Below are 23,914 nucleotides of genomic sequence, written 5' to 3'. Positions count from 1 at the left end.
GCCCCATGTCTGTTTTTATTGGAAACTGAAATGACCTCTCCATCGATTGCGTCGATTACCTCGAGCACCGACACCACGGTGCATACCACTGCCGACGGCCTGCGTCATGGCATGGTCGACATTGCCTGCGACAATGGCCCTATCCAGGGGTATTACGCCGTGCCCGAAGGGCAAACAAACCCCCCGTTGGTGCTCGTCATACAAGAGATTTTTGGCGTGCATGACCACATCAAAGATGTTTGTCGACGCCTGGCCCATGAGGGCTATATGGCGGTGGCACCCGAGCTATATCAACGCCAGGGTGATGCCAGCAAGTATGGCAACATCCAGGCCCTTATCCGTGATGTTGTGGCCAAAGTCCCTGACGAACAAGTACTGGCTGATCTTGACGCAGCTGTCCGTTGGGCTGAAAGCCACGGTGCCGATACGGCTCGGCTGGTGGCTACCGGGTTTTGCTGGGGCGGTCGCCTGGTTTGGTTGTATGCCGCGCATAACCCCACCTGCAATGCGGCCGTCGCCTGGTATGGTCGACTTGCCCGCGGTCATGGCCCTTTGCAGACTCGCAATCCCATTGACGTGGCGCCAATGCTGCACGCGCCAGTACTGGGTTTGTATGGCGGTAAAGATGACGGCATCCCGCTTGATGAGGTAAAGAGCATGGAGTCAGCCCTTGAGCAGGGCGGGCCTGCTTCGCAGATGTCGCAGATAGTGGTTTACCCCGAAGCCAACCATGCCTTTTTTGCAGATTACCGGCCAAGTTATCGGGCTGACGATGCACATGATGCCTGGGGTAAAATGCTGGCCTGGTTTGAACGTTATCTGGTTGAGTAGCGCCCAGTCCCGAAGTAAGGCCTACCTGATATAGGCTTTAGCGCTTACAGGCCTGCCGATTGCTTGTGCAAACTGGCAGACCATTGCAGCACCGCAATGGGCGGCACGCCTTAAAGCTTTTGTGCACTGAGCCGCCTGCCGCGTTTACGCTTTAGTAGGCAGCGTGGAAACTCATTCGTTTGAAGCAGCCTCTTCGGTTTCTCGTAACCGGTTTGGCAGCAGTTCGTCATGCTTGGCCAAAATGGGGTAGGCCGTTGCATCGACGAGGCATGAATTAATCGCTTTTACGTCGCGCAGTACATCAAGGTAAAACGAGCCGATCTCGGCCTGATCAAGCTTGCCTGCCTTGATGTCTTGCAGATGTTGCTCAGCGGCACTCGTTTCAAGCTCGCGAAAATAGTCTTTTTCGTAAGCCAGAAAACGCGCGCTTTTTATGTCTTCGGCAACAAACAGTGCGGCGGCCTGACGCTGGTTGCGAATAAGCCTGTCAAGCGTTTCAGTGAGCTGCTCAATTTGAGCGGGAGTCAGCATCCAGCCTTTTTTTCTTAAGGTTGCAGTATGCCCCAGCAAGCCATTGGTGATGATGTTTGATGCGTGCGCCATGCTGGTTGAAAAGGCCAGAATTTCGCTGAGCCTGCGATGGTCGTCTGTGTTCATGGACTCTTGGTCGAGCGTGGCAAGATAAGTAGTGATATGCCTGTCGAGAATATTGACGGCATTGTTCACATAGCGAGCATGCGCAATGCGATGACGGTTGTCGCGACGAAAATCAGCGCGGGCCATGGCCAGCAGGCTTTGCACCAAATCAGCCACGCGCAGTGCCTCGCGTGCCGCATTGCCCAGCGCAATGCCAGGCACTTCGTGAGCCGACTCATCAAGGTATTCGGGGCGCGACGGGTCGTTGGGGTCTGTGCGTTTGGGGAACATGCGGCGCAGCAGTTTGGCGTAAGAAGGTAGCAGCGGCAAGAACACCAGCGATACAATAATGTTGAAAAGCGTATGAAAGTTTGCCACAGCACGAGCCGGGCTTTCGGTGATGTAGCTCATGGCAAGTGGCAGCCACGGTAACAGCACGAGAGCCAGCAGGCAGCCTGCAATTCGGGTGCCCAGGTTACCCATGGGCAGTCGTTTTGAAGCAGGGTCGTCGCCGCCGGTTTCGAGTATGGGGTTGATGGCCGTACCAAGGTTGGCGCCGAGAACCAGCGCAATAGCCAGCGGGGGTTCAACCATGCCATGACCTGCCAGTGACATGATCATGACGACTACGGCAACACTTGAGTGAGATGCCCAGGCGAGGATGGCCGACAAGAGCAGAGCCAGTATGGGTTGATCGGCCAGTGAGTGCAGCAGCGTGCCCAGCATTTGTGAGTCTTGCAGCGGCGAAAACATCAACACGAGTTCATGCAGTGCGAGCAGGAGCAGGCCCAGGCCAATAAATACCCGACCCAGGTCGCGGCGGCGGCTGGGTTGATTGCGGCGGAATAGCCAGACACCGATCAGAATGAGTACCGGCGCAATCTCGGTAAAATTGAACGACAGTAGCTGCACGATAAGGGTCGTGCCCACGTTGGCGCCCAGCATGGCGGCCAGGCCAGGTGTCAGTGCCAAAAGGCCGCCGGCGGCGAAGCTGCTGATCATCAGGCCTGTTGCCGTACTGCTCTGGATGGCGGCGGTAATGGCCATGCCCGTGAAAAATGAGCGTGTGCGTGTGCTGAGAGCACGTCCCATCCAGACCCGCAATGCAGAGCCAAAGGCCCTCTGCACACCACTCTGGACCATGTGCACGCCCCACAGCAATAGTGCGATGAAGCCACCAAAATTAAGAAGGGCGAAGAGTTCTTTCATTGCGAGATAATAAACCACCCCTTACACGCAAGGTTGCTCGTAAGGGGATATCGTAAGTTAATACATACAATGCATTCAGCGAATCCTACGACTTATCGAAGCGCGGGAAGCGATTAACTGCATCCGCGGCGGGATGCAGGCACTGAAATGTACTGAGGGGTGGGGGCGGGCCAGCAAACCACCAGGCTTGTCTGGCCCGCGTCGGTACGTCGTGTTAGACGCTTTGCGCTACCTGCAGCGCATGTATGCGAGCGGGTATGGGAGGGTGGGTATTGAACAGCGCAGCAATGGCCGACCCGCCAGAAATGCCCGAGGCTTCAAATGACTTGGGAAGGTCGCCGGATTCTAGCCCGCCCAACCGGGCGAGCGCATGGATCATGGGCTCGCGTGACCCGAGCAGATGTGCTGAGCCAGCATCGGCTCTATATTCGCGCTGACGTGAAAACCACGCGACAATAATTGATGCAAGCACGCCAAAGAGCAGCTCGCAGGCAATAACGGTAATGTAGTAGCCCATGCCAACCCCGCGCTCGGTCTTGAAAATGGCCCGGTCAACAAAGTAGCCTACCACTCGGGCAAAAAACACGACAAAGGTGTTGACCACGCCCTGAATGAGGGTAAGCGTAATCATGTCGCCGTTGGCAACGTGCGCCACTTCGTGGCCCAGTACCGCAGAAACCTCTGCCTCGGTCATGCTTTCGAGCAGGCCGGTGGATACTGCAACCAGTGCATTGTTGCGGTTGGCGCCGGTGGCAAAGGCGTTGGGCGCACCTTCATAGATGGCCACTTCGGGGCGACCAATACCGGCGCGGTCGGCCAGTTGATGCACGGTGTCGACCAGCCATGCCTCGCGGGCATTGGCCGGGTGCTGCGGATCAATGACACGTGCGCCGGTAGACCGCTTGGCCATCCATTTGCTGATCAGCAAAGAAATAATTGAGCCGGCAAAGCCCAATATGATTGAAAACACCAGCAACTGATTGAGGTCGAGGCCGTTGGCGGTCAGAAACCGGCCAACGCCCAGGATATTCATGGATGCGCTGAGCACCACCAGGACGGCAATGTTGGTTAGCAGGAACAGTGCAATGCGTTTCATATGGGTAGGTTTCTAAAGTAAGGGCTTGTATCTAAAGTGTTGGTTAATAGCGGGCGCGAGTAACGCGCCGTGTTGTTATATGGGGGCGGGGGTGCAATTTTAAAGCAATGATGCAGGTTAAGGTCGTTCAAAAGAGTATAGTAACGGCTTCATTCTGATTACCGATCTGGTTGGTCGACATGCAGTCGTTGTGGATGTTATTGGCAAGTGCCATGTTCGCGGGCATGGGGGCCTGTGTAAAAGTTGCCGCTGATGCTGGGGCGTCGTTGCCGCACGTCATTCTGTTTCGCGGAATCCCCTCCGTCTTGCTTATTCTGTTCTGGACGGCATCCACACGCCGCAGTCTGGTTCCGTCAAGCTGGCGACTACATCTCTGGCGTAACGTAGCGGGCATCACTTCGATGTGGATGGGGTTTTTTGCCATCTCCCATCTCCCTCTGTCTACCGCCATCAGTCTTAACTATACGGCGCCACTGTTTATTGCAGGCTGGATGCTGGTGTGGGGCGGTTCGCAGCGTGATCCGGTGCGTATTCTTGCCGTCACATTGGGTTTTTTCGGCGTGCTCGCCGTGCTGCGGCCCAGTGTAGAACGGGACAATTTCCTGGCGGCCCTGACTGGTTTGGGGGCCGGTGCTCTTGGTGCCATGGCCATGATGCAGATCCGAGAACTGGGTCGCGTTGGCGAGCCGATATGGCGTACGGTATTTATCTTTTCGTGTTGTGTCTGCATCACGGGTGCCTCGGGTGTGGCCATTGAAGGCTGGCAACCCTTAAGCCTGTTCGGCTGGCTGGCGCTCGTAGGGGTTGGCGTGCTGGGGCTGGTCGGTCAACTGGCCATGACACGCGCATTTGGCCTGGGCTCGGCCTTGCTCACTGCCGCATTGCAGTACACCACAATTATATTTGCTGCAGTGTTGGGCATTATCTTTTGGGGTACATACCCAGATATCATTGCATGGGCTGGCATGGCCCTTATTATTGCTTCGGGCTTGTTGTCAATTTGGCGCACGTATAGTGAAGACCGGATCATACGCAGCGAAACCATTTTGCAAAGCGGCGGCAAAACACAGCAACGGCTAAAACCTGGGCACGAAGCCGACAAAGAGCAGGCTGCGCCTGCACAGCCAGTGTCTGACCCAATGCAAGAGCCGCTGGCATCGCAGAAGCCGCCTGCGCCGCAACAGGGAGCAGGCAGCCAGAAAGCCGAACTTCCCACAGCGGCCGGACCAGCCCCGGCCTCTCCCACATGGACCGAAGTGCACCACACAGATGATGCCGTGTCCGCCAGCGTTGTCGGAACCCAAGCGGAGCACAGCTTTTTCGACGGAGTCGAGGGTAAGCAATCAAAACACCTGACAGCGTCGGGCGGGCAAGTTAACGGTTTGGCCGCTGAAAAATCACATTAACCAGCGGTTTTATCGCGTTTTTTTCGAAGGGATTAGGCGTGGGCAAGCCTATTGCCGGCCACGGCCGACACAGTGTTACGATGGCCCGCGTCTGCATCTCGTACAATTCGGTCAGCATTTATAAAAGCGCAGCGGTTTGCCGTGCGCCTACTTTTCCGGATTCTATCCATGAATGACACCACACCGGCGCCCCTGGAGGGGGCCGAAGACAATGAGGCGGGGCTGCCGCAAGATTTCGAAACGGCACTCGCCCAGCTTGAGGCGCTTGTCGCGCAGATGGAAAATGGCAGCTTGCCGCTGGAGCAGTCTCTGGCCGCCTATGAAAAAGGCGTGGCGTTAACGCGCATCTGCCAGCGTCGGCTTGATCAGGCCGAACAGCAGGTAAAAGTGCTGCAAGAAAACCTCCTCCAGCCGTTTTCGGGCGCAGCGGGCGACGAAGGCTAGGCATGGGGCGTCAATCTATTGATTTTCCAGGCTGGCTCGACGACCGCATTCAGCATATCGAAACTGTGCTTGACCAGTTTTTGCCGCCTGCGTCAGCGGTGCCCGTGCACTTGCATGAAGCCATGCGTTACGCGGTGCTGGGGGGTGGCAAGCGGGTGCGGGCTGCGCTTGTGTATGCGGCGGGTGAGGCTTCGCTTCAGTCAGGTACGGCGGCATCCGCGCAGGTTATCGCTCTGGATCATGCTGCCGCGGCGGTTGAGCTGGTTCATGCTTATTCATTGGTTCATGACGATCTGCCGTGCATGGACGATGACGCCCTGAGGCGCGGGCGCCCTACGGTGCATGTGCAGTTTGACGAGGCCACCGCCATGCTTGCAGGCGATGCACTTCAGCCTCTTGCTTTCGAGCTGGTCGGTCTTATGCCCATTGCGCCTGCGCTCATTGTTCAGGCTACCCAGTTGCTGGCGCGCTCCGCCGGTAGTCTCGGTATGGTTGGTGGTCAAGCCATTGATTGCAGCAGTGTTGGCCAGGCTTTGTCGGTCGAGCAGTTGCGTCAGATGCACAGCATGAAAACGGGTGCCATGCTCGAAGCCAGCGTATTGTTGGGAGGCATTGTGGCGGGCGCCGGGTCTGCGGCACGCCAGGGGCTCGAAACCTACGCGTCGGCGGTTGGTCTTGCTTTCCAGATCGTGGATGACATTCTCGACGTCACTGCTGATACCGCTACACTGGGTAAAACGGCGGGCAAGGATGCCGCCGGCAATAAACCTACTTATGTATCCATTCTGGGGCTTGAGGGCTCCCGAGAACTGCTCAAGTCACTGCACGAGCAAGCCCATGCCGCGTTGTTGCCCCTGGGGCCCGCAGCAGGGCGTCTGGCCTGTATTGCAGACTATATCGTAGGGCGCGACCGCTGACCCTGTTTCAACGCGCCGCGCTTGCTGTTATCGTGAAGGCTTCGCGACGCCCTTGACCATTGACAACTATCTGTATGACTAACGTCTCGCTCGAAACCATTAACTCGCCAGCCGATCTGCGTACGCTCGATCGTGACGAGCTCAAAGAAATTGCCGTGCAATTGCGTGAGTTCGTCCTGAATTCGGTTTCGAAAACGGGCGGCCATTTGTCGTCCAATCTGGGAACGGTGGAGCTCACTATTGCGCTTCACAGTGTGTTTGATACGCCGCATGACCGCATTGTATGGGACGTGGGGCATCAGTCGTATCCTCACAAAATACTTACTGGCCGTCGTGAACGCATGTCGACGTTACGCCAGAAAGACGGTATTTCAGGCTTTCCGCGGCGCTGTGAGTCTGAGTACGATGCATTTGGCACCGCGCATTCATCCACCTCCATCTCCGCCGTGCTTGGCATGGCGGTGGCGTCGCGCAATACCGGCACACATCGCCAGCATATAGCTGTCATCGGCGATGGAGCCATGACGGCCGGTATGGCCTTCGAAGCACTCAACAATGCTGGTGTCACGCCGGGCATCAACATGTTGGTGGTGCTCAATGACAATGACATGTCGATCTCGCCGCCTGTGGGGGCGCTTAACCGATATCTGGCCAGGTTGCTTTCAGGCCAGTTTTACGCAAAGGCCAAAAATGTGGGGCGTGCGGTTCTGTCACATGTGCCGCCTATGCTCGAACTTGCCCGTCGCTTTGAGGGGCATGCCAAGGGGCTCGTGTCGCCCGCCACGCTCTTCGAAGAGCTGGGCTTTAATTACGTCGGGCCTATTGATGGTCATGACCTCGACGCCTTGGTTCCCACGCTAGAAAACCTCAAGGCGCTGGGCGGTCTTCAGTTTTTGCATGTGGTAACCCGCAAAGGTCAGGGCTACAAACTGGCTGAGGCTGACCCGGTGCTATACCATGGTCCGGGCAAGTTTGACCCAAGTATCGGTATTCAGAAGTCGACCAAACCTGTGCGGGTCACGTTCACGCAAGTGTTTGGGCGCTGGCTTTGCGACATGGCAGCCACCGATGAGCGGCTGGTCGGCATTACGCCCGCCATGCGTGAGGGTAGCGGCATGGTTGAGTTTGAACAGACGTTTCCAAAACGATACTTTGATGTCGGTATCGCCGAGCAGCATGCCGTCACTTTTGCAGCCGGCCTGGCCTGTGAGGGTCAGAAGCCGGTGGTGGCCATCTACTCGACGTTTCTGCAGCGGGGCTACGACCAGCTTATTCACGATGTGGCGCTGCAAAACCTGGATGTCACCTTCGCGCTCGATCGTGCGGGCATTGTGGGTGCCGACGGCGCGACACATGCCGGCAACTATGACATCGCCTACCTGCGCTGCATTCCGAACATGGTGGTGGCAACGCCTTCCGACGAAAACGAAACCCGGTTATTGTTAAGTACGTGCTACCGTCATGCGGGTCCGGCCTCCGTACGGTACCCGCGCGGTGCGGGCGTTGGTGCCGACGTGCAGCCCGGCCTGGAAGGTGTTGAGGTTGGTAAAGCCGTGTTGCGGCGTGAGGGCAAGGGCATAGCAATTCTGGCATTTGGCACCTTGCTTGCCCCTGCGCTTGAGGCCGGCGAGCGCCTGGATGCCACAGTGGTCGACATGCGTTTCGTCAAGCCGCTTGATGAGCAACTGCTGTCTCAGCTTGTCCAGACACACCAGCAGTTTGTTACGGTCGAAGAGGCTGCCATCATGGGTAGTGGTGGCAGTGCTGTGCTTGAGTACTTCAGTGCACAGGCGCTGGCCCTGCCGGTGCTAATGCTGGGCTTGCCAGACCTTTTTGTCGATCATGGCGACCAGGCAACCATACTGGCAGAGCTCGGTCTTGATGCCGATGGCATTGAGCGTGCCATTCGCGCGCGGTTTCATGCGTAATGATTCTTTTTTCTGCAGTCGATAAACTATTGCGATGATCCCATCAAGGGGTATGGGGTTATGCGGTGCAGTAGTACCGCATAATTTACTGTTTTCAAATTTAAAGCGGCGAGCAGTTTTGCCAGCGCGCCATATAGGTTGTTGTTATGAATATTCTGATTGACTCCGCCGTTGCCATGCCCGATGTGCAAAGCAGTGTCGATGTGCGTCATATTGCGATTGAGCGTGTGGGGGTCCGTGGTGTGCGCCATCCCATGCTTATTGCGGCCGCAGGCGAAACACAGCCTACGGTTGCAAATTGGGAAATGACCGTCGCATTACCGGCCTCTGAAAAAGGCACGCACATGTCGCGGTTTGTTGCGCTGCTCGAGCAATACCGCAGGCAAGCCATGACGCCGGTCTTGTTTTGCGATATGGCACAGGCCATGCTGCCTTTGCTCAACGCAGAAAAAGGCGACATCTCCGCATCCTTCGCGTATTTCATCAATAAGATTGCCCCCGTGTCTGGGGTTGCCAGCCTCATGGATTACGAAGTGACCTGGACGGCCAAGGCTCAAGTGGCACAGGACGCCGAGCAAGCAGCGCCGGGGTCAGTAGAATTTGAGCTGTCAGTGCAGGTGCCAGTCACCAGTTTGTGCCCATGCTCCAAGGCCATCTCAGACTACGGCGCGCATAATCAGCGTTCGCACGTAACCGTCAGTGCCATGTTTGATGACCCCGCCCATGTTGATCTTGACGGGCTTATCAAGTCAGTCGAAAAGCAGGCATCGTGCGAGCTGTGGGGCCTGCTCAAGCGCACCGACGAAAAATACGTGACCGAACGTGCCTACGAAAACCCCAAATTTGTCGAAGACTTGGTGCGCGATGTGGCCGGTCAGCTCAAACAAATGGCGGGGGTGCAACGTTTTCGTGTGGTTGCCGAAAATTTCGAATCCATTCATAACCACTCTGCCTATGCGGTGGTAGAAGGTTAGTCGACGATCAAGTCTGATGCCGCAGGCCACCCTAAGTGGGCTGTGGCGCGGGCATATCGGGTAGCAGCCGATACACAGGCATGTCACGGCCTGCTTGCGGGTAGCACCGTAAAAATGCTAATATCAATGGTTTCCTGCTCGACTTGCGCCTGGCGTTTTGCCAAGTGTGGGCGGGCTGCCCCTTGCAGCACAACCGTGTCGCAAGATATCCACAAGGAGTGTAGTTTATGCGCCACTACGAAGTAGTGTTTATTGTGCATCCCGATCAAAGCGAGCAAGTGCCCGCCATGATCGAGCGCTATCAAGCCGCCGTCACCAGCAATGGTGGCCAGATCCATCGCCTCGAAGACTGGGGCCGTCGTCAACTGGCTTACCCCATTCAAAAGCTGGTCAAAGCCCACTATGTATGCATGAACATCGAATGCGGCCAGCCCGTACTTGATGAGCTCGAGCATTCTTTCCGTTACAACGATGCAATTTTGCGTCACCTCATCAGCAAAACATCAAAGGCCCACGTTGAGCCTTCGATCATGATGAAGTCGGTAGAGCGCGAAGAAGCCCGCAAGGCAAGTGCCGAAACGACAACAACACCTGCAGCAGCAACAACCAGCGAGTCATAATGCGCAAGGCTCCGGGCCAACTGTGAACCAGCTGCAAATAACTGCTACGGCGCTTGAGGTCAGGCCGCTTCGGTATACACCGGCGGGCCTGCCGGCAGTTGAAATGCTGCTAGAGCACGAGTCAGAAGTTCTTGAGGCCGGCCATACTCGCCGGATCGAATTGGTACTTTCGGCTGTGGCACTCGGAGACATCGCATTACTGCTGTCTGACACGCCCTTGGGGGCATCTTTGAGCATTGAGGGCTTTTTAGCCCCGGCGCGCAAAGGCTCCAACAAAGTGGTGTTGCATATACAGCAGGCAGACAGGGTTTTTGCCGGCGGCGCAAGCGCTGTTGTTTAGTAAAGATTCATGACATACCAGGGCGCAGGCTTCATCAGTCAGCGCATTAAAAATTTGGCTCAGGCAAGGCCTGGGCGTTAAAGAGGCACATTATGGCTTTCTTCAAAAAAACCAAAGAGAAACGCAAGTTCGGGCAACAGAACCCTCTGTTCAAGCGCCGTAAATTCTGCCGCTTCACCGCGGCCAATGTTGGCGAAATCGATTACAAAGATCTCGACACACTGCGCGATTTCATCCAGGAAAACGGCAAGATCATTCCTGCCCGCCTAACTGGTACCAAGGCGCATTACCAGCGTCAGCTCGACACTGCCATCAAGCGTTCGCGCTTCCTGGCTTTGTTGCCTTACACCGATAACCACAAATAATCCGGGGCCTATCGTCATGCAAATTATTCTGCTCGAAAAAGTCACAAATCTGGGTGATCTCGGTGAGGTCGTGCGTGTTCGCAATGGTTATGCTCGTAACTACCTGATCCCCAAGAAAATCGCCCGTCGTGCTACCGACGTGGCCCTGAAAGAGTTCGAGGCCCGTCGTGCCGAACTTGAAAAGCTTCAGGCTGAAAAACTGGCTGCTGCTCAGGCAGTCGCTGGCCGCCTTGAAGGCAAAACCTTCACCGTTGCGCAAAAAGCGGGTGTTGATGGTCGTCTGTTTGGTTCGGTTACCAGCATGGACATCGTCGAAGCGCTGCGTAAAGAAGGCTTTGATACTGTCGAAAAATCACAGGTCCGCCTGCCTGACGGCCCTTTGAAAGCTGTTGGCGAATACACTGTACATCTTGTGCTGCACGCTGACGTAAACAGCGATATCAGTGTGGTTGTACAGGGCGAAATGGTCTAAAAGCCGACTGCCTCGCGTGGTACATTCTTCAATGGATGTATTTCGCGCCCAGTGGCTCTGAAAGCCGGCGCAAGCCGGCTTTTTTATTTTTATCCAGGCAGTACCGGAGTCTTCACTTGGACACCATGCAAAAAACTATCGATCCGCAGCTTGATTATCTGCGTGTGCCTCCCCACTCGGTTGAGGCAGAACAGTCAGTGCTGGGCGGGCTGCTGCTGGATAACGCCGCCTTTGATCGCATTACCGACGTACTTGGCGATGACGACTTTTACCGATTTGACCACAAGATAATCTGGCAGCATATTGCGCGCCTTATCAGCCTGGCGCGGCCGGCCGATGTGGTAACCGTGAACGAGTCACTTGCCAGCGCCGGCAAGTCTGAAGAGGTGGGCGGGCTGGCTTATCTTAATGCATTGGCCCACAACACACCGTCAGCGGCAAACATCCGGCGCTACGCCGAAATTGTGCGTGAACGCTCCATGCTGCGCAAGCTGGTCAGCGTGGCCGACGAGATCTCGGCAGCAGCCTTCAACCCGCAAGGTAAAGAAGCCAGGCAACTGCTCGATGAAGCCGAGTCTCGTGTGTTTCAAATTTCCCAAGAGGGCGCCAGAGGCACCACAGGTTTTCAGGATATTCAGCCGCTGCTCAGTCAGGTGGTGGAGCGTATTGACGAGCTTTACCATCGTGAAGGCGACTCTGATATCACGGGTGTGCCGACGGGTTTCAACGACCTTGACCGAATGACCTCCGGGTTGCAGCCCGGCGACCTCGTCATCGTGGCTGGCCGGCCTTCCATGGGGAAAACGTCATTTTCAATGAATATCGGCGAGCACGTTGCTATTGAGCAAGGGCTGCCCGTGGCGGTGTTTTCCATGGAAATGGGGGCAGTGCAACTGGCCATGCGTATGGTGGGTTCTGTAGGCATGCTGGATCAGCATCGCATGCGTACCGGCAAGCTTACGGCTGATGACTGGCCACGCCTTACCCATGCCGTACAGCAGGTGCAAGAGGCACAAATATACATCGATGAAACACCCGCACTTACGTCTATGGAAGTGCGGGCCAGGTCCCGTAGGTTGGCGCGCCAGTGTGGCCAGCTGGGCCTCATTATTATTGACTATATGCAGCTGATGTCGGGCAATTCGGGAGGTGAAAACCGGGCTACCGAAATATCAGAGATCAGTCGGTCGCTCAAAAGCCTGGCCAAAGAACTTAACTGCCCGCTCATCGCGCTATCGCAGCTTAATCGCAGCCTGGAGCAACGACCCAACAAGCGCCCCGTCATGAGTGACTTGCGTGAATCAGGCGCTATCGAACAGGACGCCGACCTGATTCTGTTTATCTATCGCGACGAGGTGTACAACCCCGATTCTCCCGATAAAGGTACGGCCGAGATTATTATCGGCAAGCAGCGTAACGGCCCTATCGGCAGCGTGCGACTTACCTTCCAGGGTGCCAGCACCCGCTTCCTGAACTATACTCAGGGCGGTATGCGCTAGCACAGGGTTGGGCTTAATGCCCCTACGTGGGGCGTGCCATCGCCAAGGCAAGGTCATACGCCGCCCGCAATGAGGCCGGGTCGGCAATGCCGCGTCCGGCGATGTCAAAGGCCGTGCCATGGTCAACGCTGGTGCGTACAAACGGCAGGCCTACCGTTACATTAACGCCCTGATCCAGCCCCATATACTTAACGGGGATAAGGCCCTGGTCGTGGTATTGCGCTACGACGATGTCAAACTCGCCTTGCCGGGCACGCATGAAAACGGTATCACCGGGCCAGGGGCCGCTGGCATCTATACCCTCTGTGCGGGCTTTTTCAATGGCCGGTGCGATGATATCGAGGTCTTCGCGGCCGAAACGCCCCTCTTCGCCAGCATGCGGGTTCAAGCCCGCGACAGCGACACGAGGTTTGTTTATGCCGGCCTGACGACAGGCCTGCCAGGCCAGGCGGATGGTGTTCAGTTCGGCTTCAGGGGTAATCAACCGGCTGACCTCGCTGAGTGGTACATGTATGGTGACCAGAATAACGCGCAACTCAAGGTTGGCGAGCATCATGGCGTAATGCTTGGTATGGGTGCGTTCGGCCAGTATTTCTGTATGACCGGGGTAATCGGCGCCGCCTGCCTGCATGGTCTTCTTGTTCAATGGCGCGGTGACGATGGCTCGCAGCTTACCCGCCATGGCATCGTCAATGGCATGGCAAAGATATTCATAGGCACCTCGTCCGGCAAGCGGGTTAGGTTGGCCGGGCGTGACTCCCTCTGGCAAGGCCTGCCAGCGATTTAATACGTGGATTACGCCTGAACGCTGGCTGGCCATGCAGGGCTCATTAACGATTTCTACGTGTAACGCCGCCGCCAGGCCCAGTTGCTCAATAGTGGCGGCGAGCACACCGGCATCGCCATACACCAGCGCTGGTTTAGGCAGGCCGGCCGAAAAAAGCTTGACAATGATTTCAGGGCCGATGCCAGCCGCATCGCCCATGGTAAAGCCTACAGGAAGAGGCGAGTTGTTGTCGTGCATGGATTTGCCCGAGCAGCTATAGCGCCTCGCTGGCGTAGTCGGCCAGTCGAGATCTTTCGCCGCGCTGCAAGGTGATGTGCCCTGAATGCGGCCAACCCTTGAATCGGTCGACCACGTAAGTAAGCCCTGAGCTGCCCTCGGTGAGATAGGGGGTATCGATCTGGGCAATATTGCCCAGACAGACGATTTTTGTGCCTGGGCCAGCGCGGGTGACCAGGGTTTTCATTTGTTTTGGCGTAAGGTTCTGCGCCTCATCGATGATGAGAAACTTGTTGAGAAAAGTACGGCCACGCATAAAGTTAAGAGACTTTACCTTGATGCGGGAGCGTATTACCTCCATGGTCGAGTTCTTGGATAAGTCGCCGGGGTTGTCACCCGAACTTGGGCCCGAGCCTAAGTGCAGTACCTCGAGGTTGTCTTCGAGTGCACCCATCCAGGGCAGCATTTTTTCTTCTTCAGTGCCGGGCAGGAAACCAATGTCATCGCCTACCGGTACGGTTGCGCGAGTGATGATAATTTCGTTGTAGCGTTTGGTTTCAAGGGTTTGCGTCAGGCCAGCCGCCAGTGCCAGCAAGGTTTTACCTGTGCCTGCCTGGCCCAGCAGCGACACGAAATCGCAGTCAGGGTTCATGAGCAGGTTCAGGGCAAAGTTTTGCTCACGGTTGCGTGCAGTAATGCCCCACACGTTGTTCTTGCCGTGACTGTAATCGCGCAGGGTGGCGAGTACGGCGCTTTTTCCGGTAACCTCTTTAACCTGGGCCTGCATGGACATTTCGCCCTCGAAGTACACGAACTCATTGACGATGAATTCAGAGCACAGCGGCCCTTTGACCCGATAATACGTTGTGCCTCCCTGCTGCCATGACTCTACGTCTTTTCCATGACGTGACCAGAAGTTGTCAGGCAAAGGCATGACGCCGTCATACAAAAGATCGGAGTCGTCAAGAACATGATCGTTAAGGTAGTCTTCAGCCAGCAGCCCCAGTGACCTGGCCTTAAGGCGCATGTTGATATCTTTGGATACCAGCACAACCTTGCGACGCGGATACAGGTCTTTCAGGGCATGGACCACCATCAGAATGCCGTTGTCGGCCTTGCCCATGGGCAGTTCGATAGGCAGTTTGGAATGCAGTGCCTTAGTTTGGAGTCGCAGGTTGCCCAGAGCTTCGGGGTTGCCGATGGCGTCAAGGTTTACACCATTGTCAAGATCGGTAACGCCCTGGATGAGACCGTCGAGAGCCCGACTGACCTGGCGTGCGTTGCGCGCTACTTCGGACATACCCTTTTTTTGATGATCAAGCTCTTCAAGCACGATCATGGGCAAAAATATGTCGTGCTCTTCGAACTTGAACAGGCAGTTGGAATCGTGCAGCAACACATTGGTGTCGAGTACAAACAGTTTGCGTTTTGCTTGGGCGAGCCGCGTTTTTTTGGCGGTGCGGCTACTTGCTTTGACTACCGTCGTGACAGACGCAGGCGCAACTGGCTCGGAGACTGCCGGGGGCAATGTGGGCTGTTGTCGAGCCCGCGCCGGTGGCGTGGGCGGTGCTGCTTTGGTGATCTGGCTATCGTTGCCTGCGGTTTGTACATCGGGTTGGGCCAGCGTGATCTGGACGGAGTCGGCTGAAAGCGTGTCTCCCATGCGGGTAGGCAACTGTGGCAGCGGCATCGGGTGTGGGCTCCTGGCAGTGTGGGTAAGGTGTGTGTCAGATGCTGTCGCGAACGGTTTGCAGCACTTCGTCGACGTGTCCGGGCACGCGTACGCCGCGCCATTCGCGCAGCAGAACCCCGTGCGAGTCGATGAGGAAGGTGCTTCGCTCTATGCCGCGTACCTGTTTGCCGTACATGTTTTTTAGCTTCATGACGCCAAACAGTTCGCATAGGGCTTCACTGTCGTCAGAGATAAGCGGAAATGGCAGCTCTTGCTTGTCAGTAAAACCTGTATGCGACTTGAGCGAGTCACGCGATACGCCAATAATATGACAACCTGTGTCTACGAACTCTTGATAACGGTCGCGAAAATCTTGTGCCTGGGTGGTGCAGCCCGGTGTATTGTCTTTTGGGTAAAAGTACAATACGGCCAGATGCCCACGCAGCCCTTCTAGGCTGATGTCGCCATGGGTGCTTACAGCCTTGAAAGGCGGGATGGCTTTGCCAAGGGTAACCTGGCTCATACGGCCTCCTGGTGGGTTATCAGGGCGACCACAACGCGTCGTCCTTCGGACATTAAAATATTATAGGTACGCGCTGCCGCCTGTGTGGTCATGGCTTCAATACCTATACCCATCTGTAAAAGTGGCCCCATAACATGCGCTGGCAGCAACTGCTGCTTTTCTCCGGTACCAATAATTAGCACTTCGGCAGCATCGTCGGGCAAAACGTTTGGCGCGCCGTCAAGAAATGCCATGGGGTCGGCCTTGGCATTGGGCACACCCGCGATATCGCGCAAGGTCGAGGTTGTGATGTCGTCGACGTTGCTTACTGGCCAGTCATGTATCTCGCCCTCGGGCGCAAAATATACCGGATGCCGGTAGGCAACCTCGTTGATTTCGACGTAACCCGAACCATAGGCGGTAATTGTATTGAGCGCAGGATTGGCTTCGCTTCGTAATTCCACGTAAAACTCCTATAGTCAGTTCGATCATAGCGCAAACATCATGACATCAAGTCGATTCCGCGTTTTTTTAGGATGGATTAAACTTGTCGATTGTGCCTGAATTTGCCCTTTAACTTTATTGCCGTCTCCAAGGAACATCATGACCTCGTTTCCGCGCATAGAACGTTTGCCGCCCTATGTATTCAATATAACCGGTGAATTAAAAATGGCGGCCCGAAGACGTGGCGAAGATATTATCGATATGTCTATGGGCAACCCCGACAGCCCTACGCCCCAGCATATCGTCGATAAGCTCATTGAGGCGGCGTCACGCCCTAATACGCATGGTTATTCTGTGTCTAAAGGCATTCCGCGTCTGCGCAAGGCAATATCAGGGTGGTACGAAAGACGCTACGGCGTTCACATTGACCCAGACACCGAAGCCATTGTTACCATTGGCTCCAAAGAAGGCCTGGCCCACCTTATGCTGGCCACGCTCGATCGCGGCGATACCGTGCTGGTGCCTAACCCCAGCTATCCCATCCATATTTACGGTGCCGTCATAGCGGGCGCAAATATTCGCTCCGTGCCCATGACACCTGGCATCGACTTTTTCGAAGAAATCGAGCGGGCTGTGCGTGAATGCATACCCAAGCCCAAAATGATGATTCTGGGTTTTCCCAGCAACCCCACTGCGCAGTGCGTTGATCTGTCGTTTTTCGAACGCATTGTTGCGTTGGCGCGCGAGCACAATATTTTGGTGGTCCATGACCTGGCCTACGCCGATATCACCTTTGACGGCTATGTGGCACCATCCATCATGCAGGTCGAAGGTGCCCGCGATGTGGCGGTCGAATTTTTTACCATGAGCAAAAGCTATAGCATGGCCGGCTGGCGCGTGGGCTTTATGGTGGGCAATGCCGAACTCGTCAATGCCCTGGCTCGCATCAAAAGCTACCATGATTATGGCATGTTCACGCCTATACAGGTGGCTTCCATTGCAGCTCTCGAAGGCCCGCAAGACTGTGTCAACGAGGTTGTCGAACTATACCGTCGCCGCCGCGACGTGCTGGCTAAAGGCTTGCATGAAGCCGGCTGGATGGTCGACATCCCCAAAGCATCCATGTATATCTGGGCAAAAATCCCCGAAGCATACGAGCAATTGGGTTCGCTCGAATTTTCCAAGCGATTGCTGGCCGATGCCAAGGTGGCTGTGTCTCCGGGGATCGGGTTTGGCGAATACGGTGACAATTATGTCCGATTCGCCCTTATCGAAAACGAACAGCGCACACGCCAGGCGGTGCGCGGCATCAAGGACATGTTCCGCAAGGATGGTATAGCTAAATGAGCTCCATAAAAACTATCAGAGGTTAGTCCCCGAAACCCGCATGGCGTAAGGCTTTGCGGGTTTTGTCTTTATGGGAAATGGTACGGAGAAGAACAATAATTAATCAAACTACATGAAAATCATGTAGTAAGAGTAATCTTACACGAGAGCGGCCATGCAATCAATGAGTTTAACCTTTGAAATCAGATGGTTAAGTGCCTGATTTGAATTAAAATTGGTCAATCAGGCACGCGGCGTGTACCTGTCCCAATGTTCCCCCGTTGTACCAAGAAAAGCCCACTATCAGGTGGGGTCTGTTCAAGTGGTGGGGTAGCCCTACCTTGTGCGTTAATGTGGGCTGCAAGCCTTCTGAGCCTTGCCGCTTATCAAAGGAATATTTCTGTTATGTGTGGCGGCATTGTGGCGAAACCTGGCGGTGTGCCACTGCGTAGCGTTCAAGGGGCTAGCCTGCAGCGCTGGTTACAGGCGGTTAGGGCTGTAGGTAGCAGGTGGTGGGTTTCGTTTTCGGTTATCAGGTTGTGTAGCGCAAGTTGGGTACAGCGTTGTGCAAGGTGTAGGCTGTGCCGAGCTTACTGCTCCGTTGCACTGGTACCGCCTACCGACGGGCGCGTCCCTGCAAGGAGGTAGATACCGGCAAGGCAGAGTGAAGGGGGTAGTTTTTATCGTCTCCGAGTGGGCTTCCCACTACCTACCGCCTTGCACAAAATTTTCAAGTTTTCAAACTTTCGGCCTATGGCAAACCGAAACCGAAAACGGCGACTGCAATCCACCCACCATCTCGGAAAAACTCAGGCACAATTCATGACTACGGTTCTGGCTGTAAATCTGCACAAGCATATTCTAGGAGTGTAGACTGATAGCGCAGTGACTTTAGTTTGCCTTACATCAGGTACTTGATTCGAACAAATTTTGGCCTTGGTTAAATCTTGACTGGTTAATTCTATGCAAGTGCACCCGCATGTGAAATATCCGATAGCTCGCTCTCTAGAATATCGAGAGGCGGTAAAGAGCGAACAATCTTCATTGTCTCTAGACTTACCGTTATTACACGTAGGAAGAGCTCAAGTGGGTACTTGGCGTTGTGCATTGTGTCGATGGCCCAATCATTGGCGTCATTGACGATACCGCTGGCTTTGTCGGTTTTGACGCACTGGCGCTCAACCACCCAGTCCAGTGCGGGCTTACCATTGACTACATAGTCATAGGCTTCCAGTGGGATGTTTTTTACGGTTATTTTGCTGTTGTAGTGCAGCGTGGTCAGGTCTTTCTTGGCACCATACTTCATTTTTTCCACACGGTAATCATCATCACTTGTACCGCCGCCGAGGATGGTGGCTGGATACATGGCGACGGTTTCATAGTTCAAATGCAGATTGGCCAATGCTCGGCCAGCCTTACTGAATGCCCAGAAGCCCTCTACGGTTTTGACACAGGGGATGCGCGGCAACTCTTTGGACAGGTTATCAGCGTATTTTTCGCGATACTCTTCGGAGTGCAATACGCCATAGACGTAGTAGAAAATATCTTCTTTGCTGATTTGCTCGCTTGGGTAGGTGGACTGAAAATGAGTCAGGCCTTCATTCGTTAGAGCGTGGCGGCGGCGGGGTTGCGCTTCGGCTATGGCGAGGGCATCAAACTCAGCCTGAGTTTGTGAAGTGGATAGGGAGCTAGCCGTCTTGGTATCATCGTAGAGATAAAGGGGAAAGCATTGGCCCTTTTCGATGTTATCCAGACATGGCAACGTATCGGTAATTATTGTTGAAAAGCCGCTACGTGCTCCGACACCTGACACGCAAATGACCAAGTTTTTCACCGTTGCATTTGGAAATATATGTGGCATTTGGCCGACACGATGATTGAACATCGGGTCGTAATACAACCATTGTTTTGAAAAAGGACGATATAAGCTACAAACTAGCTTTTTGGCATCATATTCGCCCTTAATTCCTCGTGCCACATTAGGTATTAAGCTGCTCGACCAAGCTATTTTACTGCTATCTCTATCAAGAAAATCGTTTATTTTTTCGTCTCTTGCAGCGCGATCGATGCCAGCGTAGACTGCGTTGAAGCGATCTACTTCGGAATTATAAAAATCAACAGTCTTACCCATGTTCTTCGCTAAATTATTTATTGAAAGGTTGTAGCACCATGCGTCTCTATTGGTTCCTATGCCTAGCGAATAATTGCCAAACACTTTGATATTGCTGGTCTTTTTGTCGCCTAAGACGATGAATTTAGCGAAACTGCCGTCTCGTTGACCAAGCCAATCACCATGTACATCCGGAACTATAGCTTGCCAACCGTTCTTTTTAGTAATGCCATTAATCCCGGTATAGCTTTTTATTTTTTCTAGCTTTTCAGTTTGTTTAAGATCATCGCCTATATCGTGATAAAAAATTTGACCATGTTCTTTTGCGTTTGGGCTTTTGACGAATATGGTAATTGAGATGCCCGTCATACTGGCACTACCAAATACATTTTGGCCTTCTTTTGCTCGTCCTTTACTCAACATATTCTTTCTTATATCCCCACGTAAGTTAAGCACGTAGATATTGCTAAACTCTTCCACTAAGCATTTCCGCATACCATCGGCGAACCGGCGTTCCGCCCAAGCGTTTCCTGATACATACGCCATCACGCCACCGTCCTTGCCTAGCCTGTCACTGCCCCAGCGAATCGCGCGAATATAGCTGTCATATAAGTTTTTAATGGAAGTCATTGCTGAACGAGCAGCGTAAGAAGTCTCGATCCGCTTATCCAGATGCGGATAAGCGACATTGGCGTTATTGTCATTTGCGCTCGCTTGTCCCGCCGAGTAAGGTGGGTTGCCCATGATGACTCGGATATCCAGTCCTTTCTGACGCTTTCGCCGAGCACTGTTGTTTTCCAACAGTTCGCTTACCAGATCGTCCTTTTCATACATTTCAAACGTGTCGGTCAAGCAAATGCCTTCAAATGGCACGTAATCACCGCCAACGATGTCGTGATACACGGCCTCTATGTTGATGGCGGCGATGTAATAAGCCAGCAGCACAATCTCGTTCGCGTGTATTTCACTCTTGTATTTTTCCTTTAATTGTTCCGGTGTCATTAAGCCGCTTTGCAGCAGGCGGGTGATGAAGGTACCGGTGCCTGTAAAGGGGTCCAGAATGTGTACACCGTTGCTACCCAGTGTCTGGCCGAACTCGGCTTTCAACACGTCATTGACACTGTGAATAATGAAGTCCACAACTTCGACGGGTGTGTATACGATCCCTAAGCGTTCGGTCATGCGCGGGAATGCGTTGCGAAAGAATTTGTCGTAAAGCTCCACCACGATTTTCTGCTTACCGGCTGCGTTGTCAATGCCTTGCGCCCGCAGGGCCACACTTTCATAAAAGCGTTGCAGCGTATCAGCCTCCTTGTCCAAGTGGTGCTCTTGCAAAGCATCCAGCACGCTCTGCATGGCCTGCGACATGGGGTTGTGCTGGGCGAAGCTGTACGACTCGAATAGCGCGTCAAATACAGGCTTGGTAATTAGGTGCTGGGCCAGCATTTCGATGATCTCGCCATCGCTGATACTATCATTCAAATCATCACGCAACTCGGCTGCAAATGTACTGAAGGCCTCACGTTCACGCGTATTGGCAGGTTCCTCAATGATGGCAGCGATGCGATCAATGTGCGTTCGGGCGATCTTGGCAATGTCATTGGCCCAGTCTTCCCAGTGGTGGCGATTGCCCACTTTCTGCACGAGCTTGGCGTAGATGGCGCGTTCAATTTCACCGATTTCAAACTGCAGATCGTGTTGTTCGTGGGTAGGATACTCTTGAGTAGGTTCGCCCAGTGCGAATTTACCCTTGGCGCGACGCCTGTTGGCTTCGCCCGGTTTGCGTTCCTGCTTTTTTTGGATCTTGTCGGTGATGGCAATGACTTCCATCTTTTTTACGTCTTTGCCGATTAAGTCCAGCTTGTTGACCATCGCGTCAAAACGGTCATCGTGTGAACGCAACGCTTGTAAGACCTGCCAGACCACTTTATAAGTCTGGTTATCGTTCAAGGCTTCGTGTGCCTCGACGCCTGCTGGAATGACAACAGGCAGAATCACATAGCCGCGCTTTTTGCCCGGTGCGTTGCGCATGACGCGCCCCACCGACTGCACCACATCCACCTGCGAGTTGCGGGGCGTAAGGAACAGCACAGCGTCTAGAGCAGGAACATCAACGCCCTCGGAGAGGCAACGCACATTGCTAAGAATTCGACAGGTGTTCTCGGGTGTATCGGCTTTGAGCCAATTAAGCTTTTCTTCCTTTTGACTGGCGTTCATGCTGCCATCCACGTGCGCCGCCTCACAGGTCAAGGGCGTTAGTGTTTCAAACTCTTCTGTTTCCTGATAGGCCTGGACTACAGCCTGAAACATGGATGCGATGTTCTTTGAGCTGACTTTGTGGGTCTTGCCTTTGTGATTGGCTTCAATCACTTGGCAAAATGCCACGGCGCGTTGCATAGGTGACGTGTCTTCAGCCAGATCGGCATCTAGCCCTTGTTTAGACAATGCCTTCCAGCAGCCGATGATTTTCGCAGCATCATCCACCTTCAACTGATTATTCCCGTCAGCCAGTAGGCTTTGGATGCGGCGATTGACGTGGGCTTCTTCTACTGCCAGCACGATGACTTTGTAATCGACCAGCAGGCCTCGCTTCACCGCTTCGGAAAAGGTGATGACAGATAACTCTTTGCCAAACAAGGTTTCATCATCCATTGACGCGAGCGCAACGTTATCTTTCTCTGCACTGGCTTTGGCCGAATCACCATAGATGCGTGGTGTGGCGGTCATGTACACACGCTTAGCCGCACGGATGAAATCGGCATTGTGGACACGGACAAAGGCGCTTTCTTCTTGTCCGTCAAAGGTAGCACCCGTAGTTCGGTGTGCCTCATCGCAAACAATTAAATCGAAATCAGCCAAGTCGAACTGCATTTGTGCTTGGCTGATAACGTCAATGGAATGATAAGTGCTGAAGACCACGCTCATGTGCTGAGCATCGTGGCGTTTGGAGATTTCACATGCTAGCCGGGCCGGTTCCGTAGTTGCCGGATAGCGTAGTTCGTGAGTAAAAGTCTGCACTACGTCATCATCGACCTTGCGTTTCTTTCCTACATCGCTGTCAGAACACACGGCAAAGCTATGTAGCGGCAATTCGGATTCTTGAGTCCATTCCGTCAAGGTTTGCGATAAAAGAGACAGGCTGGGCACCAAGAACAACACACGGCCACCTGCGCCTGCAATGTGTTCCGCGATCTTGAGACTAGTAAACGTCTTGCCCGTACCGCAGGCCATGATCAGTTTGCCGCGCTCTGCCGTCTTTAACCCCTGAGCGACAGCGTCCAGAGCGCTTTTCTGATGCGGGCGTAAGGTTTTCTTAGCCTGAAGTACAGGAGTCTTTCCGGGTTGGTACTTGGCCCAATCAATCTGGCTGCTCTCCAGATCGTACAGGTCGATCTTGCTGACGGGAGGATTCTGATCCTGCAGCGCATCTTCGGCGTGCGTGCTCCAGTTATTTGTCGTGCTGACAATGACGCGGTGCTTGAATATGCTTTTGCCCGACGCCGTAAAGAAGCTATTGATGTCGCCTTTCTGAACGCGATAGTCCTCGGCATAGAATTTGCACTGTACGGCGTGGAATTCGTTCGTGCCTTGGGTCTTTGCCACCAAATCAATGCCTGCGTCACGCCCGTCCAATCCTTGCTGTTTGGCCCAGTCTGCATACGTCCACACATCACTGTACAGATCACGATAGGTCGCCTCGTTGCGCAGATAGTTGACTATCAGCTCTTCGAAATATGTGCCTTTTTCGCGTTCAGAGACTGCAGCAGCGCGAAATGATGAGAGAAGATGTTGAAGTGCAGACATGCAAGCTGACCCGTAGGAATGTGAACAAAAAATGTTTAAGGCAAATATACCAGTTGGCGCATAGATATCAGTGCGTCTTCACTCACTAAGATCAGAAGAGGCGTTTCAGGTGGTGCTTGAGTGTTGACGGCTGAACTCCGCCTCATAAGTCTGACCGGTCACCATCTCAGCCTGTACACGCTCCCGATTGGTCAAGCCTGGCGGCGGGGGCGCGTCAGCAAGGCGCAAGTTCAGTGGGCGTTTTCGGTTTCGTTTAATGCCGGTAGCGTGCAGGCCTCTGCGTCCGCAATGGCCTCGCCTAACATCTCACATGTGC

At 54.2% G+C, this 23,914-nt stretch carries 18 protein-coding genes and 1 pseudogene; 12 read left to right on the top strand and 7 right to left on the bottom strand.

Features of this window, described 5'->3' with window-relative positions:
• The first annotated feature begins 30 nt into the window (after positions 1 to 30).
• The gene (locus FQ179_RS21285; RefSeq protein ID WP_149399624.1) at positions 31 to 831 is read left to right on the top strand and encodes a dienelactone hydrolase family protein; all 801 of its coding nucleotides are present in this window, start codon (positions 31 to 33) and stop codon (positions 829 to 831) included.
• 171 nt (positions 832 to 1,002) lie between these two features.
• Here FQ179_RS21285 and FQ179_RS21280 read toward each other — a convergent pair whose 3' ends face one another.
• Positions 1,003 to 2,676, bottom strand: coding sequence for a Na/Pi cotransporter family protein (locus FQ179_RS21280; RefSeq protein WP_149399622.1), 1,674 nt, complete (start codon positions 2,674 to 2,676; stop codon positions 1,003 to 1,005).
• 214 nt (positions 2,677 to 2,890) lie between these two features.
• Positions 2,891 to 3,772 (bottom strand): protease HtpX, encoded by an 882-nt coding sequence (htpX, locus tag FQ179_RS21275; RefSeq protein WP_149399620.1) that lies wholly within the window; start codon positions 3,770 to 3,772, stop codon positions 2,891 to 2,893.
• 179 nt (positions 3,773 to 3,951) lie between these two features.
• Between htpX and FQ179_RS21270 the strand changes: the two are divergent.
• From FQ179_RS21270 to FQ179_RS21225, 10 genes and pseudogenes are all read left to right on the top strand, one after another.
• Positions 3,952 to 4,782 (top strand): annotated as a pseudogene (locus tag FQ179_RS21270) (DMT family transporter); the annotation flags it as partial.
• 564 nt (positions 4,783 to 5,346) lie between these two features.
• Positions 5,347 to 5,622 carry an exodeoxyribonuclease VII small subunit gene (locus FQ179_RS21265; RefSeq protein ID WP_149399618.1) on the top strand — a complete coding sequence of 92 codons (276 nt, stop codon included), beginning with the start codon at positions 5,347 to 5,349 and terminating at the stop codon, positions 5,620 to 5,622.
• 2 nt (positions 5,623 to 5,624) lie between these two features.
• Entirely contained in the window at positions 5,625 to 6,539 is a 915-nt protein-coding gene (locus tag FQ179_RS21260; RefSeq protein ID WP_149399616.1) for a polyprenyl synthetase family protein, read from the top strand.
• Positions 6,540 to 6,613: 74 nt separating this feature from the next.
• The gene (dxs, locus tag FQ179_RS21255) at positions 6,614 to 8,467 is read left to right on the top strand and encodes a 1-deoxy-D-xylulose-5-phosphate synthase (protein WP_149399615.1); all 1,854 of its coding nucleotides are present in this window, start codon (positions 6,614 to 6,616) and stop codon (positions 8,465 to 8,467) included.
• A gap of 146 nt (positions 8,468 to 8,613) precedes the next feature.
• Positions 8,614 to 9,441: a GTP cyclohydrolase FolE2 gene (gene folE2, locus FQ179_RS21250; protein ID WP_149399613.1), complete on the top strand. Its 828-nt coding sequence runs from the start codon at positions 8,614 to 8,616 to the stop codon at positions 9,439 to 9,441.
• Between the two features lie 227 nt (positions 9,442 to 9,668).
• Entirely contained in the window at positions 9,669 to 10,061 is a 393-nt protein-coding gene (gene rpsF / locus FQ179_RS21245; RefSeq protein ID WP_149399611.1) for a 30S ribosomal protein S6, read from the top strand.
• 22 nt (positions 10,062 to 10,083) lie between these two features.
• Positions 10,084 to 10,401, top strand: a complete 318-nt coding sequence (gene priB / locus FQ179_RS21240; protein WP_149399609.1) for a primosomal replication protein N — start codon at positions 10,084 to 10,086, stop codon at positions 10,399 to 10,401.
• A gap of 92 nt (positions 10,402 to 10,493) precedes the next feature.
• The gene (rpsR, locus tag FQ179_RS21235; RefSeq protein WP_149399607.1) at positions 10,494 to 10,766 is read left to right on the top strand and encodes a 30S ribosomal protein S18; all 273 of its coding nucleotides are present in this window, start codon (positions 10,494 to 10,496) and stop codon (positions 10,764 to 10,766) included.
• Between the two features lie 16 nt (positions 10,767 to 10,782).
• Positions 10,783 to 11,238 (top strand): 50S ribosomal protein L9, encoded by a 456-nt coding sequence (rplI, locus tag FQ179_RS21230; RefSeq protein WP_149399605.1) that lies wholly within the window; start codon positions 10,783 to 10,785, stop codon positions 11,236 to 11,238.
• A gap of 125 nt (positions 11,239 to 11,363) precedes the next feature.
• A complete protein-coding gene (locus FQ179_RS21225) occupies positions 11,364 to 12,737 on the top strand; it encodes a replicative DNA helicase (protein ID WP_149399928.1) in 1,374 nt (457 codons plus the stop codon).
• Between the two features lie 22 nt (positions 12,738 to 12,759).
• Here the strand turns inward: FQ179_RS21225 and pdxA are convergent, their stop codons facing one another.
• The 4 genes from pdxA to FQ179_RS21205 are packed head-to-tail and all read right to left on the bottom strand — an operon-like array spanning position 12,760 to position 16,378.
• Complete coding sequence (pdxA, locus tag FQ179_RS21220; protein WP_149399603.1) at positions 12,760 to 13,761, bottom strand: 4-hydroxythreonine-4-phosphate dehydrogenase PdxA; 1,002 nt, start codon at positions 13,759 to 13,761, stop codon at positions 12,760 to 12,762.
• 16 nt (positions 13,762 to 13,777) lie between these two features.
• A complete protein-coding gene (locus FQ179_RS21215; protein WP_149399601.1) occupies positions 13,778 to 15,430 on the bottom strand; it encodes a PhoH family protein in 1,653 nt (550 codons plus the stop codon).
• Between the two features lie 37 nt (positions 15,431 to 15,467).
• Positions 15,468 to 15,935 (bottom strand): peroxiredoxin, encoded by a 468-nt coding sequence (locus FQ179_RS21210; protein WP_149399599.1) that lies wholly within the window; start codon positions 15,933 to 15,935, stop codon positions 15,468 to 15,470.
• Positions 15,932 to 16,378 (bottom strand): Mth938-like domain-containing protein, encoded by a 447-nt coding sequence (locus tag FQ179_RS21205; RefSeq protein ID WP_149399597.1) that lies wholly within the window; start codon positions 16,376 to 16,378, stop codon positions 15,932 to 15,934. The genes FQ179_RS21210 and FQ179_RS21205 overlap by 4 nt, the downstream gene beginning before the upstream one ends.
• Before the next feature lie 139 nt (positions 16,379 to 16,517).
• On the opposite strand from FQ179_RS21205, the gene alaC reads away from it, so the two are divergent.
• Positions 16,518 to 17,705, top strand: a complete 1,188-nt coding sequence (gene alaC, locus FQ179_RS21200) for an alanine transaminase (protein WP_149399595.1) — start codon at positions 16,518 to 16,520, stop codon at positions 17,703 to 17,705.
• 940 nt (positions 17,706 to 18,645) lie between these two features.
• On the opposite strand, the gene FQ179_RS21195 is transcribed toward alaC, so the two are convergent.
• Entirely contained in the window at positions 18,646 to 23,598 is a 4,953-nt protein-coding gene (locus FQ179_RS21195; protein WP_149399593.1) for a type ISP restriction/modification enzyme, read from the bottom strand.
• Positions 23,599 to 23,914 lie beyond the last annotated feature (316 nt).

This window comes from Pusillimonas sp. ANT_WB101, assembly GCF_008369125.1.
Classification (GTDB): Bacteria; Pseudomonadota; Gammaproteobacteria; order Burkholderiales; family Burkholderiaceae_B; genus Allopusillimonas.
This window is presented reverse-complemented; position numbering and strand designations above follow the sequence as displayed.